The following is a 14,766-nucleotide window of genomic DNA, read 5'->3' as shown; positions in this document are numbered from 1 at the left end:
AGGGGATTGACCGTGACTACAAGCGTGACCCTGTTCACCACGATGTTCAGTTCGTTCGAGAGCAATCTGACGTCGACGATCACCACCGGCGCAGGCAACATGATTTCGCTCATCAGCAGCATCATGTCTGTCTGTTTCCTGATTTATCTGTTGCTGATTACCTTCTCGTACTGGCGATCGGGCTCGCTCGAAGAACCCTTTCTGGACTTCTTCACCCGGATGATCGGTTGGGTCACGGTGCTCACGTTTGGTATGAACGCCACGTACTACACAACCTATGTCGTGCCGTTCGTCTACAACCTTGGGGACCAGCTCGCTACGGCAATTACCGGCTCGACACAGACCGGCTCCGCGCTCGATACGCTGATTAACGCGTATGCGACTGCTATTGGCACGATCATCGACAACGCGAGCGGCATTGAGGGATGGCTGATTGCTGGCTTCATGATCCTGATCATCGCTCTGGTCGGCGTGCCGTTCATCGCGATCGCAGCCGCGTACATCCTGCTGGCGAAGCTTTCCCTTTGCATCATCCTCGCTCTTGGACCGATTTTCATCTGCCTCGCGCTGTTTCCGGCCACACGTCAGTTCTTTACGGCGTGGACGGCACAAGCGGCCAATTACATCCTGCTGGTGCCGCTCTACGCGATTGCGGCGCAGCTGGAGATCAATTTCGCGACCAGCAACATTCCGACGAAGATTGGCGCCGCAGGCTGCCTGCAACTGGCGTTGATGGGTGTGGCGTTCATCGTGATATCGCTCAGCCTGCCGGGGCTCGCGGCATCACTGGCTGGAGGCGCAGCCGTGTCCACCAATTTCAACAAATTCGCCTCGGCGATATCCCATGGGATGAGAGCGGCGGCGTGGGCGAGCAAGGGTGGAAAGGGCGGCTCCGGCGGGAGCATGAAGGGCAAATAGGAACATCAGTGAGGAAACTATGAAAGCTGTACTGATCGCGTTGATTGTTGTCACTGTGGCGGCCTGCTCATCGCCGCCCGAAGCGCCGCAACCGAACGGGATGTGGCAACCGATTACCCAAACCCAGCCTACGGCGAAATGAAGCATGCTCAAACAAGTACTCAATAGAATGCTCGGCAGCAAGAAGCCACCGGCGCACGGTTTCGCGCCTTCGGCTCGCGGCCTGACGCCGGCGCTCGCTGCCGGCCATCCCGGCGAGGATCGGGACATCGGCCAGTGGTATCTGAAGCAGGCACGCGAATTCGAAAGCTCAAAGGTCGAAACCCAGAAGGCGGTTAGCCGCCTGGCGATCCGTGCCGCGGTGGGATTCGGCGTGATCGCCGCGCTCGCCATTATTGGCATGTCGGCTTTAGTACTCCTAAAGCGCCAGAACCCACCCGCCGTCCTTCGCGTTGACAACGCGAACGGCACGGTCACGGTGCTGCCGACGACCGCGCACGGCTCCGTGACATGGACCGAGAAGAATGACCGGGCCGACCTTCGCCGTTATGTCGAGATGCGGGAAAGCTACGACTGGGAAACGATCCAGGACATGCACGATGCGATCAAGACCATGAGTGGCGCGCGTGAAAAGGACCTGTACGAAGGGTTTATCCAGGGGCCGGCGTCGCCAGTCAAGATCCTCAAGGATCAGGCGCGCGTGATTGCCCACGTGGGCGTCATTACGTTTATCGGCGACACCGCGCAGGTCTTTTTCTCCAAGGAACTCGTGCCGCTGAATAACGCGATTCCGCGAAAGACCGAGTACTGGGTTGCGACGATCGCCTACAAGCACGACAACGTGCCGGAGCAGACCAGCGAGCAGGATGTCGATCCGACCGGGTTTCGCGTACTCAGCTATCGACTTGACCGCGACCTGTCGCGCACGCCAGCCACTCAGCAGGCGGGTGACACGTCAACGTCCGCGGCGGGAGGTACCCAATGAAGTTGACGACTCTTGCCGCGCTATTGTTCGCCGCGTGGTCGCCGGCCTTTGCGCTGACGGTGCCCGGTCCGTGTGGCACCGATCCCAATGTGCAATGCGCCGAGTACGACCCCAACGAGGTTTTCCAGATCACGACAGCCTCGGGCAAAGCAACGCTCATCCAGTTCGAGGATGGCGAATCCGTGCAGACGAAGGGTGCCGGTATGGGCGACGGCAAGGCCTGGGACGCGACCAAGGGGGCGAACTGGATTCTGCTCAAACCTGCGCAGATCAAGCCGGACACAAACTTTCTCATCGTCACCAACAAGCGCCGTTACGTCCTCTCGCTGAAGTCAGCGGGCCGGGGCGATGCGGTCACGTGGGCATTGCGCTTCGACTATCCGGATACCCGCAACAAGAAAATGGCTGCGGAAGCGAAAAAGCGTCAGGCAGCAGCTGACGTGCTTGCCGGTAGTGCGGCGAATACCGGCCCACGCAATACCCGCTATTCGATGCGCGGTGATACCGACCTGAAGCCGACGAATCTCTTCGACAACGGGACATTCACGTACTTCGAATACAACACGGGCCGCGACCTGCCGAAAGTGTTCGCGATCCTGCCGGACGGAACGGAAGGTCTTGCGCCCTACCACATGGAGGGCGACACGATTGTTGTTCACGAGACGGCAGCGCAGTTCGTGATCCGTCTGGGCAAGTCGGTGCTGGGCATCCGCAACGACGCCTATGTGCCGGAAGGTCACTACAACCGCACCGGCACCACGGTTCCGGGCGAGGTCCGCATTCTGAAGGAGAAGGGCGAGTGAGTGATAACAGCCAACACGTTATCGAGGACGCCGCCGAAGACCGCGGCATGCCCGTGATTGCCGGCCGTCGAAAAGGACGCATCGGCGGCATGGTGTTTGCCGCGGTGGGCGCCGTGCTGGTCGCGCTTATCGTGGCGACGATTGCGCTGACCATCCAGCGCATGACGGCCACGCGACAGGCGGCACACAAGGAGGTCGAGCAGCAGCGCAAGGACAAGGCCGAAGCGGGTTCTGGCGCACAGTCCGATCTCGGGACGTTGAAAGCCCGTGTGAAGGCGAAGGAAATGCAGGATCAGGCCATCCAGCGCGCAGCGTCCGAAGCAGCTGCGCAGTCGGCAGCTGCGCACGCCGCCGCGGCGTCAGCGGCATCCGCGGCGAGTGTTGCGCCTCTCCATGTCGCGCAGCAGCCGGGGACCGCATCCAATCCTTATGGAGGCCAGGTCGCACATACGGAGACGCCACAGGAGCGCCGTCTGGCAGGCGACGTGCTGACGTTCGAGGACGAAAAGAAGGATTCCGCTGGCACGGGCGGAGACGGCGGCGTGCAGGGCATGGTCAAACAGGCCGCGGCACAGCTGGTTCCTGGAAGTGGCGCCGGTCTTGCCGCACAGAAGTCCACCAACCCGCTCGACCAGCAACTGGAAGGCTCCGACAACTCCAGGGCAGCGGTACGCAAGGCCGGCTTCCTCCCGAACCTGTCTTACCTGCTGGAGAAGGGCACGATGATCCGGTGTGTGATGGCTACCAAGGTCAACACCACGTATCCCGGCATGACGGATTGTCAGGTTGCGCAGGATGTGTACTCGGCAGACGGGCGCACGCTGCTGATTCGCAAGGGCGCAGACGTGAAGGGTGAGCAACGCACGGCGCTGACGCAGGGGCAGGCCCGGATCATGGTGCTGTGGACCCGGATCGATGATGGTCCGGTCAAGGTGGACATTGATTCGCCGGTTACGGATTCGCTCGGCGGCAGCGGCATGGAGGCCTATGTCGACAACCACTGGTTCGAACGCTTCGGCGGCGGGATTCTCGTGAGTCTCATCTCGGACTTCGGGTCGGCTGTTGCTAACAAGTCGGTCGGCAACAGCGGCATCACCTTCTCGACCACGACGGGATCAACTGAATCGATGGCTGCGGAGATCCTGAAGGCTTCGGTTGGCATTGCGCCAACTGCGTACTCGAATCAGGGCGTACAGGTGAATATCTACGTCGCTCAGGACGTCGACTTCAGCGATGTGTACGAGCGCGTGCGCGTCGACGGGGGGCAGTAATGGAAAACGAAGGCATTGTCCTCTCGTATGACAAGACGATCACCGTGCGCAGTCTTCTCAAGCAGACGGGAATCATCCGTCATATGAAGACGGAAGGGGTGACTGAGGTTGTCGTGAACCGGCCGGGTGAGATTGCAACGGAAGACCGTAACGGGTGGCGTCGCCACGATGCGCCGGAATGCACGTTCGACGCACTGAACCAGCTGGCGAACGCACTGTGCGTGATGAACACCAAGCATCTCACGCCGCAGGCTCCAATCCAGAACATCGTCCTGCCCGATGGCGAACGTGGACAGGTGCTGATCTATCCCGCGTGCGAAGAAGGCACCGTATCGATCACCGTCCGTATCCCGAGCAAGACGCGTCTTTCGATGGATGACTACGAGCGCTTCGAGGCATTCAATGGCTTCGTTGATGTCTCGTATCACAAATCGGTTCCGGAGAACGTCGAACTTCAGCCCTTCGAACTCGCAATGCTCGAAGCCAAGGAGGCGCGCAACGTGCGGCTGCTGCTCGAACTGGCTGTGGAGCACAAGCAGAACATCGTTTTCGTGGGCGGCACGGGCTCCGGCAAAACGACCCTGATGAAGGCGCTCGCGGATCTGGTGGACCCCGATACGCGCGTTGGCACGATCGAGGACACGCACGAACTCAGTCTGCCGAATCAGTGGAACAAGGTGCACATGTTCTACAGCGCGACGCTGCCGCCCAAGGAGATCGTCAAGTCCACGCTGCGGATGAAGTTCGATCGCGTGTACCTCGCGGAGCTACGCGGCGATGAAACGTGGGACTACCTTGGACTGTTGAATACCGGGCACGAAGGCGGCATGACCAGTATTCACGCAAACGGCCCCAGAGAGACGTTCGCTCGTATCGCAACCCTCGTGAAGCAGAGTGAAGTCGGCCTCGGCCTCGACTATGACTTCATCCTGCGCGAGGCCAGGACGACGATCGATCTGGTGGTGTTCATGGATCACAAGCGACTCACCAAGCTCTATTACGACCCCGTGGAGAAGTACCTGTTACTCAACGGCATGAAGTAACGCGCGTCCCGGCCTGCGCGGGCAGGCCAATGGCTCTCAACTCTGGAGGAATACGGAAAATATGGATCGCAACAAGACTCTCATACTCGTAGTCGTGGTGTTGCTGCTCGTCGCGCTCTTTGCGGCCGGCGGCATTTACGTCGGCGGCTTTGCGTTCGTGCGTCTGGAGAAGCTTCCTGATTCGGCAGTGGGATTATTCACGCTGCGCGACTACTGGCGCGCCTATGGTGATGTGCACCAGGTGAAGCGCGTACTGGTGCTGTGCAACGCGATTGCGGTGTTGATCGCAGCTATTCCCGTCGTCATCGTCGGGCTGATCATAGCCGCGCTAGGACGGCGCGCACTGCACGGCGATGCGCGCTTTGCGCGCGACAGCGAGATCCGCCGCGCCGGTCTGGTGGGGGATTGAGCATGGGCCATCGCTTTCCGGGCATCATCGTCGGTTACCACAAGCGCCTGGGCTATCTCGTCTATTACGGCCAGCAGTTTGTGTTGCTCGCCGCGCCCACTCGCTCGGGCAAGGGCGTCGGTATCGTGATCCCGAATCTGCTCACCTATCCCGATTCGGTCGTGGTCCTCGATCTGAAGCTGGAAAATTTCAAGTACACCTCGAAAGTCCGCGCTGCGCACGGCCAAAAGGTGTTCCTGTTCGCGCCATTTTCGGAACAGGGGATTACGCATCGGTGGAATGTGTTCGATGCGGTGATGTCGTTTCCGCCGCATCTGCGAATTGGCGAAGTGATGTCGATTGGGGAAGTCTTCTGGCCGAGCCGTGTCGAGGCGAAGACGAAGTTTTTCCACGATAGCGCGCGCAACCTCTTTCTCGCGCTGTCGCTGTACCTGATGGAGACGCCGGGCTTGCCGTTGACCCTCGGAGAGATTTTCCGGCAGGGTTCCGGCGCGGGGCGTCCAATCAAGCAGTACGTGCAGGAAGTGCTGCGCACCCGCGCGACGAACAGTGCAGCAGGCCCGGCGCTGAGTCCCGATTGCGTGGATGCGTTCAATCGCTTTCTGAGCATTCCGGACAACACGCTTGGCAACGTTACGGCGACCTTCAATGCGCCGCTGCTGGTATTCGCGAATCCGGTTGTAGACGCGGCAACCAGTGCATCGGATTTCGACCTGGCCTCTGTTCGCTCCCAGCGCATGTCGATCTACTTCGGCGTGACGCCGAACCGGCTTGATGATGCCGCGCAGCTGATCAACCTTTTCTATTCACAGTTGATCAAGCTGAACATGCGCGAGCTGCCGAAGGACAACCCAGCGCTGAAATACCAGTGCGCGATGTTTCTTGATGAAGCAGCCGCGGTCGGCAAGATCGGAATCATTGACCAGTCGAACGCGTATATCGCGGGCTACAACATGCGCCTGGTCACGATCATCCAGAGCGTTGCCCAGCTGCAGCGTGACGACATGTACGGCAAGGACGGCGCCCGGACGCTCGTCACCAACCACGGCATGCAGATCCTCTACCCGCCGCGCGAGCAGGCGGACGCACGTGAGTACTCGGAAATGCTGGGCTATTTCACGGCGGTCCAGCGCTCGCGTGGTCGCAGTACCGGCAAGGGCGTCACGAAGAACAACGGCCAGACGGAGCAAAAGCGGGCGCTGATGATGCCCCAGGAGCTGCGGGAGATGTCGCAGAAAGAGGAAATCATCATCGCGGAGAACTGCAAGCCTATCCGCTGTGAGAAGGCTTTCTTCTACAAGGATCGCGCGTTCATCGATCTGCTCAAGGCCCATAGCCCGACGCTGGCCGCGCTCGGCGATCGCGTGCCCGATCAGGACCAGTTGGAGCTTGCGGCGCTTGAGTTGCGCGAACTGAGCGCACCCGTTCCGAGGATCGACATCGAGGCGATGTGGGCGCAACGGCTGCAGGCGCGCATGGCGCTGCCCGAGTTGCGGGAAGTGACGCCGGACGAGATTGCCCTGCTGAAGGCCGAGGACATTGCCAACGCCGATGAAATCTTCGAGGCCATGTGTGAGATGTGGCCGTTTCTTCGCGAAATTAAGACTCTGACTGAATCAAGGGAGGTTGCAAACCATGAGTGAGAACAACGAAATCGGATTCCAGGGCGGCCTGGCGAAAGAGAACAGCTATCGTGTGGTCGAACCGGGCATCACGTCCGCATGGGACGAGGCCGCAAACGACGTGAACGGTCGGAACGGCGATGGTCTGCGACCGATCGAAGTTGCCGCGCGCGCGCTAAACGTTGTTGAATTCCTGACGATCGCCTCACAGCCGGACTTCAATGCTGCCGACGTTGATCCGCGTGCGCAGGCGAGCCTCGCGCGCGATGATGATCTTCCGGATGCCGCTGAGCGATATGAAGCGTTTCTCGAAGCGCTCGAAACGTATGACCGATTTGTCCGCGCGGCACACCGCCTGAATCCCGAGCGCGAATTTGAAGACGCGCTCGAATCGCGCCTTGACGACGGTTTGCCGACGATCCAGGCCGCAGACAACCTCCGCGTCGCTCCGGTCGATCTCGGCGCAGCCGCGGCCAACGATGGCAATGCCCGCAACGCGGCGAACGATCCGGACAAGAGCCGCGGCGAGGCAACGCTGTCACCGGATCTCGATCGCGTGCGCGTCGCGCGCGCTGAAGATCGCGAGGAATTCGAGCGTGCGCAGGCGGATCTTGCGGCGCTGCTGGAGAAGAACGGCGGGCGAGTGGGGAAAGGACCGACGCAGGCACCCCAGGCCGCGACTCCCCCGGCCCGCGGCGCCGAAGGCCAGCAGGCGGCCGATGGCGGCAAGGATGGCGAAGGCAATGAGGTCAAGGCGGCGGCGATCTTCCGCAAGGACGGCTATGAAGTGCCTACGTCGGTGGTTGCGCAGTACGTCGCGTTTGACGGCAAGTATCTGCATCGACAGACGGAAGTTGTGCACTTCCACGACAAGGGTCGCAAGCTCTCCACGGATAGCGAAGACAAAGCGGTTGTGCGCAGCATGATGGAAATCGCCAAGGCGAAGAATTGGGGCGAAGTCCAGCTAAAGGGCAGCGAGGAATTCCGTCGTCAGGGCTGGATCGCAGCGGAACTCGCCGGTATCAAGTCGACGGGCTTCAGGCCGAAGGCGCAAGACCGTGCGCTGCTGCAGGCCGCGCGCGAGGAAATGCGCATTTCGGCGGGCGAGCGCGAGGCTGGCCGTAGCGAAGGCGCAAACACAGTCGAAGCATCCGCTCAGGCGCGCGAGCCGGCCCAGAAGCCCTCCGAACAGACGCCGGCGGCCACGGCGAAACCTGCGGAGCCGCAGGCTGCGCACGAAAGCGCCCCGGCATCAGCGAGCGACGCCCAGAAACCCTCCGAACAGGCACCAGCGGCCACGCAGAAAACCGCGGAGCCGCAGGCTGCGCAGGAAAGCGGCGCGGCGCCGGCGAACGATGCGGCTGCCGTGCAGGCTGCGCGTGCAGCGTTCATGGAACGTGGCAATGCAATCAAGGCCAATGCGCGCCCCGGCTTCGACGCGCTAACGGCGGACGCTGCTCGCAAGGTGCTCGAGCAGCGTATCAGGGGACTGTCGCCGGAAGTACAGGCGCGATTCCGCAACGATGTGGAAAAGCAGATCGACGAAGCGCGAAAGGCCGACAGGCCGCTCACCATTCCCGTGCCCAAGGCAGACCGCATTCTTGTCGAAGCCGCCAAGATGCAGCAGGAGGCACCGACACGCGCAGCTGAGGCGAGCCCGGAAGTGCAAACGGATATCGACCGGTAACCGACTCAACAAGGAGGGGTCGGTCCGGCCCCTTACACCAGCAAAGTTCTCAGAAATCCAATCATGCACGTCTCAATCGTCAATTTCAGCGGCAACGTTGGCAAGAGCACCATCGCCAATCATCTGTTTGCCCCGCGCATGCCGGACGCACCGATCATCCGCATTGAGTCGGTGAATTCCGATGGCTCCGACGGCGCGACGATTCGCGGCGACCAGTTTCGCGAGATTCAGGAAGGCGTGCTCACGCTTGCTGACTCGATCAGCGATGTGGGCGCGTCGAACGTCGAGGATTATGTATCGGGCCTGCGCAGCTTTAACGGTGCGCACGAAGACCTCGATTTCTTCATCGTGCCGACCGTGCCCGATGACAAGCAGATGGTGGACACCATCGCCACGATCGATGCGCTTGCCAACGAGATTGGCGTGCCTGCAGCGAAGATCCGGGTGGTATTCAATCGCGTCCATCAACGGCATACGGTCGAGTCGCAATTCGCGCCGATTTTCAACTGGCACAAGAAAGCGCGCGCATGCGTGATCGATCCGGCTGCGGCGATCCACAGCAACGAGATTTATTCGCTGCTGCGCGGCACTGAACAGAGCATCGTCGCGCTGGCTTCGGACGAAACCGACTATCGCGCCATGATCGCCGGCGCTGATGCGACCGAGCGGCAGCGCCTCGCGCGAATGATCTCGCTCAAGCGACTGGCCGCGAGCGTAAAGGATGAACACGATCGCGTGTTCGCCATTCTGACCCGTTGAGCGGCGAGCTGAGCGATGAGCGGAAACCAGATTGAAAGCCTTCGCGATGCGATGCTCGAAGAGGCCGTAGGGCAGGTTATCGCGCTTGCCCAGAACATCGACGCACTGGTTCGTGCACTGGAAACGGCTGTCCCTAACGCGCGCTCCGAGATCGAAAAGGGCGGCGAGTTTGCTGCCATGCGCTTCGCCAGGGTGGCCGACGAGCGTGTGGTGCAGTTCGTGAATGCGACCAGGGAGGTTTCCGCGCTTCGCGAGCTGTTGCTTGGTGAAGTCGCGAGCGCCGCAACGACGCACAGCCTGAAGCTGTTCCGCGAAGAGGTCGCGAAGGCGGCGAACGACAACAGGCGTCAGCGCATCCGCGATATGTCAATGGCTGCTCTTTTCGGCGGGCTGGGGGCGCTGGCCGTAGGCGGACTCCTTGTCGCCGGCTTTCACCTGATGCACTAAACAGGGCGTATCGCGCGCTGGGCGGGGGACGCCGCCCAGCGTGTCACCAGGTCATACCGATAATAAATCAGGAGTCCTAATCAGAATGACGAACTATCTCAGTATTGGTGCGAATACTGGTCGCCAGACAAACAGGTCGCGGTTTGCTGCGATCAAGGCGTTTGTCTGCCTGTTTGTGGTCTTATTGCTGTTGTCACTGCCTGTGCGTGCGTGGGCAGGGGATGACGCCATGAAGCCGCAACCGACAGGTGATTGGGTTCCGGTCAATGCCGTTTCGGATGATGCTGCAAAGGGCAACGATGGCTGGGTTGCGTTCGAGCCGGATACGACGGCGCCCCGACGTGCGGCGCGGGCTGCGAGCGCGGTCACGACGGCGGATCGCGCTCCTGCTGCGGTTCCGGCACAGACTGTTGTCGCAGCGCCGCGGCCGATGGCTTCCGCCGCCTCGGGCGACACGTTGCAGGCGAAGACGGGCGCTGCGGCGGTCAATGTGCAGGCTGCTGCCGCACCGGCACTGCCTTCAGTTGCGAGCGAGCGGCATGACGCGAATCGCTCGCAGGTCAGCACGTCGACCTCTTCTGACACAACGGCTGCAGTCGCCGCTTCCGGCAAGACCGCCGAGAGCATGACGGCTAACGCACATACCACGGACGCTGCTGCACCCAGCGCCCGCGCGGTGAGCGCAGTTAAGTCGGTTGTCGTTGCCGCCCCGTCAGTCCCGGTCGCGCCGGTGGTTGTTGTTTCGCAGGCCGTCCCGCCCGCGAAGCAGCAAGCCGTCGAATCGGCCGAATCGCACACGATCGCGTCTGCTGCGCGCCTCGTGGCCGTTGTGCCGGCATCGCAAGCCGCTGCGACCGGCGCGCAAACGCGCGAGCGTGCATCTATCGCTGCCGCGTCGGCATCGGCGCCGATCGTCGCCGTCGCGGCATCCAGCGCGGGCGCAGTTGCCGCAGCTGGTACGCATGGTCAGGTGGTTGAAGTCGGGGCGCGAGTGGATTCGGCTGCGGCGATCACGACGTTTGGCATGGCGCACCCTTCCAAACTGGCTGCAGCGCCGCTGCAGCTTTCGTACACGTCGCCGGAGGCGAATGCAGCAATGGTGTCCGGCGCAATGACTGGAAGCACCACGGCGATGAGCGGCTTTGAAGCGGCGATAGCGATCGCTGCGTCAGACGCTGCGGCGAACGGATCTCGGGGCGAATGGCAAAAGACACGCAGCGGGCAGTCGCAGGGTGCGACAGAGATGTTGCGCGACCGCGTTAGCTCGGCAGCGGACTCGGCAATTGAGAAGTTTCTGCGTCAGTTTGCTACCACGAGGCTGAACATTGGCGGCAACAACAAGTTTCATGACTACAGCCTCGATATGCTCGTTGCGTTCAAGCAGACAAAGGAAACCGTCTGGTTTACACAGCTGGGATACCGGCGCTCGAACGCGCTGAGTACGTATTACCGCAACACCGCCAATCTCGGGCTTGGGGTGCGTACCTATGTGGACGATTACCGCTGGCTCCTTGGCGCCAACGTCTTCTATGACCGCGATGTGACCCGTCAACACCAGCGTCTCGGCGTCGGCCTCGAAGCGTGGACGGATTATCTGAAACTGTCCGCGAACGGTTACATGCGCCTGACGAACTGGCGTGATTCCGAGGACATCGTAGGATACCGAGAACGTCCTGCGAATGGCTGGGATATCCGTGCTGAGGGCTATCTGCCGCAGTATCCGCAGTTGGGAATGAAGCTCATGTACGAAAAGTACTATGGCGCTAACGTTGGCCTCTTTGGCTCCAGCGCGCTGCAACACAGCCCCAGTGCTGTCACGGTCGGATTGACCTGGCAACCGGTTCCGCTGATCGGCTTCGACGTCAACTACCGGCGAGGGCAGGGCGGTCATTCGGATGGCGGCATGATGGCAACGATTGCGTACCGTATGGGTGTGCCGCTCAGGGATCAACTCGACCCGGCAAGCGTCGGTCAGTCGCGCGAGATCCGCTTTAACCGCCTCGACCTCGTGAACCGCAACAACGAGATCGTGCTGCAGTATCAAAAGAAGGAAGGCCATATCAGCCTGCCTTCGAGCGTGAGCGGCTATCCGGACAGCACGGTGAGCTTCGCCGTCAACGCGTATTCGGGCGTGGGCTTCAAGTCGCTCTCGTGGGAAGGCACGGCGAGCTCGTTTGCCCAGGCCTACAGCGGCGCCAGCGGCACGTTGAACCTGCCTGCGTATAGTCCGGGCGGCGTCAATACATACGACCTGCGTCTTGTCGGCATCGAGAAAGACGGTACGCGCGTAACGTCCAACACGATGACGGTGACGGTCAGCGAGACACTGCTTACGCTCGCTGCCTCGAAGGCATCCGCGCTCGCGAATGGCGTGGAGAGCGTGACTTTTACGGCAACTGTGACCAGCACGAGTGGTGTAGGTGTGGCGGGCCAGACTGTCCGATGGACCGTGCCCGCTAACACGACGCTGGTTTCGTCCACGACACTCACGAACAGCGCGGGCGAGGCTTCTGCAACCGTGACCTCCACCAAGGCCGGGTTTGTCACAATGCAGGTGCTCGATAGCTCGTCGTCGGCCACGGCCAGCGCGAGCACGACCTTCACGGCCGACACTTCGACGGCAACCGTTTCTACGCTTACGGCTTCGCCCACAAGCATCACGGCCAATGGCACCAGCACGTCGACGCTGATGGCTACGCTCAAGGACGCGAACGGCAACGCGCTCGGCGCGGGCCTGACGGTGACGTGGAGCACGACGTCGGGCACGCTCTCGGCGGCGAACAGCACGACTAACAGCAGCGGCCAGGCAACGGTCACGCTTACCTCGTCCACCACGGCAGGCACGGCAACGGTGACGGCAACGGCTACGGCCGGCAACAAGGCTGTGTCGGTGGAATATACCGCCGATGCGTCGACGGCCACTGTCTCTGCGCTGAGTGCGTCGCCCACGAGCATCACGGCAAACGGCAGTAGCACGTCGACGCTGACGGCTACGCTCAAGGATGCGAACGGCAACGCGCTCGGCGCGGGCCTGACGGTGACGTGGAGCACGACGTCGGGCACGCTCTCGGCGGCGAGCAGCACGACCAACAGCAGCGGCCAGGCGACGGTCACGCTCACCTCGTCCACCACGGCAGGCACGGCAACCGTGACGGCAACGGCTACGGCCGGCAACAAGGCTGTGTCGGTGGAATTTACCGCCGATCCGTCTACGGCGACCGTCTCGACGCTCACGGCCTCGCCCTCGAGCATCACGGCCAATGGCACCAGCACGTCGACGTTGACGGCTACGCTCAAGGATGCGAACGGCAACGCGCTCGGCGCGGGCCTGACTGTGACGTGGAGCACGACGTCTGGCACCCTCTCGGCAACGACCAGCACGACCAATAGCAGCGGCCAGGCGACGATCACGCTTACGTCGTCCACCACGGCTGGCACGGCGACGGTGACAGCCGCGGCAACGGCAGGCAGCAATACGGCATCGGTGACGTTTGTCGCAGACACCTCGACAGCAACTGTCTCGACGCTCACGGCCTCGCCCACGAGCATCACGGCAAACGGCAGCAGCACGTCGACGCTGACGGCCACGCTCAAGGATGCGAACGGCAACGCGCTCGGCTCAGGCCTGACGGTGACGTGGAGCACGACGCTGGGCACGCTCTCGGCGACGACCAGCACGACTAATAGCAGCGGCCAAGCCACGGTCACGCTCACCTCGACCACGTCGGGCACGGCAACGGTCACAGCGACGGCGGTTGCGGGCAGCAACACAGCATCGGTTGAGTTGGTCGCGGATACCTCCACGGCGACCGTCTCGACGCTCACGGCCTCGCCCTCGAGCATCACGGCCAATGGCACCAGCACGTCGACGTTGACGGCTACGCTCAAGGATGCGAACGGCAACGCGCTCGGCGCGGGCCTGACTGTGACGTGGAGCACGACGTCTGGCACCCTCTCGGCAACGACCAGCACGACCAATAGCAGCGGCCAGGCGACGATCACGCTTACGTCGTCCACCACGGCTGGCACGGCGACGGTGACAGCCGCGGCAACGGCAGGCAGCAAAACCGCATCGGTTACGTACGTGGCAGATTCATCGACTGCGCGCGTGGTGTCGCTGTCGCAATCGGCAACAACGGGCACAGCTGACGGTAGCAGTACGATCACCTTCACGGCCCTGGTGGAGGATGCGCACGGGAATATCGTGAGCGGAGCGTCGGTGAGTTGGTCGACGACACTCGGTACGCTCTCGGCAACATCAAGCACGACGAGTTCGAGCGGCTATGCGACGGTAACGCTTACCGCACCTTCGTCCGCAGGCACAGCGACGGTGACTGCATCGGCCACGGCAGGCAGCGCAAGTGGCACCGTGACATACGCCAGTGCGGTTACGTATGCTGTGATTCAGAGCCTGACGTATTCGGGTGGCGGGTATTCCGGTTCGAATGTTCAATACACAGTGACCGTGACTGTTAAGGACACGTCCGGGAATGCGATAAGTGGCGCGACAATCAACTGGAGCGATACGACGAACAGTTACGTATCGGCTGTGAGTCTGAGTGCAACATCGTCTACAACCAATTCGAGTGGACAGGCGACCATTACGGTGCTGATTACACCTACAAGTAGCGTGTACTATGGATACGCATATGTGACGGCCACTTCGAACTACAACTCTGCGACCGTCTCCCTCGCGGCGCAGGCATATGACAGCGGTAACGGCGGCTAACATTCAGGCGAGAGCCCTGTAATTAAATGAAATAGAACCCCGAGGCATTTCTTTGCTCGGGATCTTGCACGGGCGTTAAACGCCCATTAAGAT

11 protein-coding genes are annotated in these 14,766 nt (G+C 61.6%); all 11 read left to right on the top strand.

The features are described from left to right. Positions 1 to 24: 24 nt before the first annotated feature. The 11 genes from AB3X99_RS33395 (at position 25) to AB3X99_RS33345 (ending at position 14,673) form a co-directional block, all read left to right on the top strand. On the top strand, positions 25 to 918 hold the full coding sequence (locus AB3X99_RS33395; protein WP_368619378.1) for a type IV secretion system protein: 894 nt from the start codon (positions 25 to 27) through the stop codon (positions 916 to 918). A gap of 145 nt (positions 919 to 1,063) precedes the next feature. Beyond that, positions 1,064 to 1,903 carry a virB8 family protein gene (locus tag AB3X99_RS33390; protein WP_368619377.1) on the top strand — a complete coding sequence of 280 codons (840 nt, stop codon included), beginning with the start codon at positions 1,064 to 1,066 and terminating at the stop codon, positions 1,901 to 1,903. Between the two features lie 23 nt (positions 1,904 to 1,926). Further along, a complete protein-coding gene (locus AB3X99_RS33385; RefSeq protein WP_368619376.1) occupies positions 1,927 to 2,706 on the top strand; it encodes a TrbG/VirB9 family P-type conjugative transfer protein in 780 nt (259 codons plus the stop codon). Further along, on the top strand, positions 2,703 to 3,977 hold the full coding sequence (virB10, locus tag AB3X99_RS33380) for a type IV secretion system protein VirB10 (RefSeq protein WP_368619375.1): 1,275 nt from the start codon (positions 2,703 to 2,705) through the stop codon (positions 3,975 to 3,977). The genes AB3X99_RS33385 and virB10 overlap by 4 nt, the downstream gene beginning before the upstream one ends. Beyond that, positions 3,977 to 5,020: a P-type DNA transfer ATPase VirB11 gene (virB11, locus tag AB3X99_RS33375; protein ID WP_368619374.1), complete on the top strand. Its 1,044-nt coding sequence runs from the start codon at positions 3,977 to 3,979 to the stop codon at positions 5,018 to 5,020. Before virB10 ends, virB11 begins: the two co-directional genes overlap by 1 nt. 97 nt (positions 5,021 to 5,117) lie before the next feature. Then, positions 5,118 to 5,429, top strand: coding sequence for a hypothetical protein (locus tag AB3X99_RS33370; protein ID WP_368619373.1), 312 nt, complete (start codon positions 5,118 to 5,120; stop codon positions 5,427 to 5,429). 2 nt (positions 5,430 to 5,431) lie between these two features. Then, positions 5,432 to 7,072, top strand: coding sequence for a type IV secretory system conjugative DNA transfer family protein (locus tag AB3X99_RS33365; protein WP_368619372.1), 1,641 nt, complete (start codon positions 5,432 to 5,434; stop codon positions 7,070 to 7,072). Next, the gene (locus tag AB3X99_RS33360; RefSeq protein WP_368619371.1) at positions 7,065 to 8,738 is read left to right on the top strand and encodes an LPD7 domain-containing protein; all 1,674 of its coding nucleotides are present in this window, start codon (positions 7,065 to 7,067) and stop codon (positions 8,736 to 8,738) included. The genes AB3X99_RS33365 and AB3X99_RS33360 overlap by 8 nt, the downstream gene beginning before the upstream one ends. A 63-nt stretch (positions 8,739 to 8,801) precedes the next feature. Next, positions 8,802 to 9,497: a StbB family protein gene (gene stbB / locus AB3X99_RS33355; protein WP_368619370.1), complete on the top strand. Its 696-nt coding sequence runs from the start codon at positions 8,802 to 8,804 to the stop codon at positions 9,495 to 9,497. 15 nt (positions 9,498 to 9,512) lie between these two features. After that, a complete protein-coding gene (locus tag AB3X99_RS33350) occupies positions 9,513 to 9,944 on the top strand; it encodes a hypothetical protein (protein ID WP_368619369.1) in 432 nt (143 codons plus the stop codon). Positions 9,945 to 10,374: 430 nt separating this feature from the next. Further along, positions 10,375 to 14,673: an Ig-like domain-containing protein gene (locus AB3X99_RS33345; protein WP_368619368.1), complete on the top strand. Its 4,299-nt coding sequence runs from the start codon at positions 10,375 to 10,377 to the stop codon at positions 14,671 to 14,673. Positions 14,674 to 14,766 lie beyond the last annotated feature (93 nt).

Source organism: Paraburkholderia sp. BR10882 (genome assembly GCF_040948855.1).
In the GTDB taxonomy this organism is placed as follows: Bacteria; Pseudomonadota; Gammaproteobacteria; order Burkholderiales; family Burkholderiaceae; genus Paraburkholderia; species Paraburkholderia nodosa_A.
Note: the sequence above shows the minus strand (reverse complement) of the source record. Positions and strands in the feature narration are given on the sequence as shown.

What these genes read in the sequence shown, in the direction of transcription:
- stbB (WP_368619370.1), top strand. Translation starts at nt 8,802, where the DNA reads ATGCACGTCTCAATCGTCAATTTCAGCGGCAACGTTGGCAAGAGCACC.
- AB3X99_RS33365 (WP_368619372.1), top strand. Translation starts at nt 5,432, where the DNA reads ATGGGCCATCGCTTTCCGGGCATCATCGTCGGTTACCACAAGCGCCTG.
- AB3X99_RS33350 (WP_368619369.1), top strand. Translation starts at nt 9,513, where the DNA reads ATGAGCGGAAACCAGATTGAAAGCCTTCGCGATGCGATGCTCGAAGAG.
- AB3X99_RS33390 (WP_368619377.1), top strand. Translation starts at nt 1,064, where the DNA reads ATGCTCAAACAAGTACTCAATAGAATGCTCGGCAGCAAGAAGCCACCG.
- AB3X99_RS33345 (WP_368619368.1), top strand. Translation starts at nt 10,375, where the DNA reads ATGGCTTCCGCCGCCTCGGGCGACACGTTGCAGGCGAAGACGGGCGCT.
- AB3X99_RS33360 (WP_368619371.1), top strand. Translation starts at nt 7,065, where the DNA reads ATGAGTGAGAACAACGAAATCGGATTCCAGGGCGGCCTGGCGAAAGAG.
- virB11 (WP_368619374.1), top strand. Translation starts at nt 3,977, where the DNA reads ATGGAAAACGAAGGCATTGTCCTCTCGTATGACAAGACGATCACCGTG.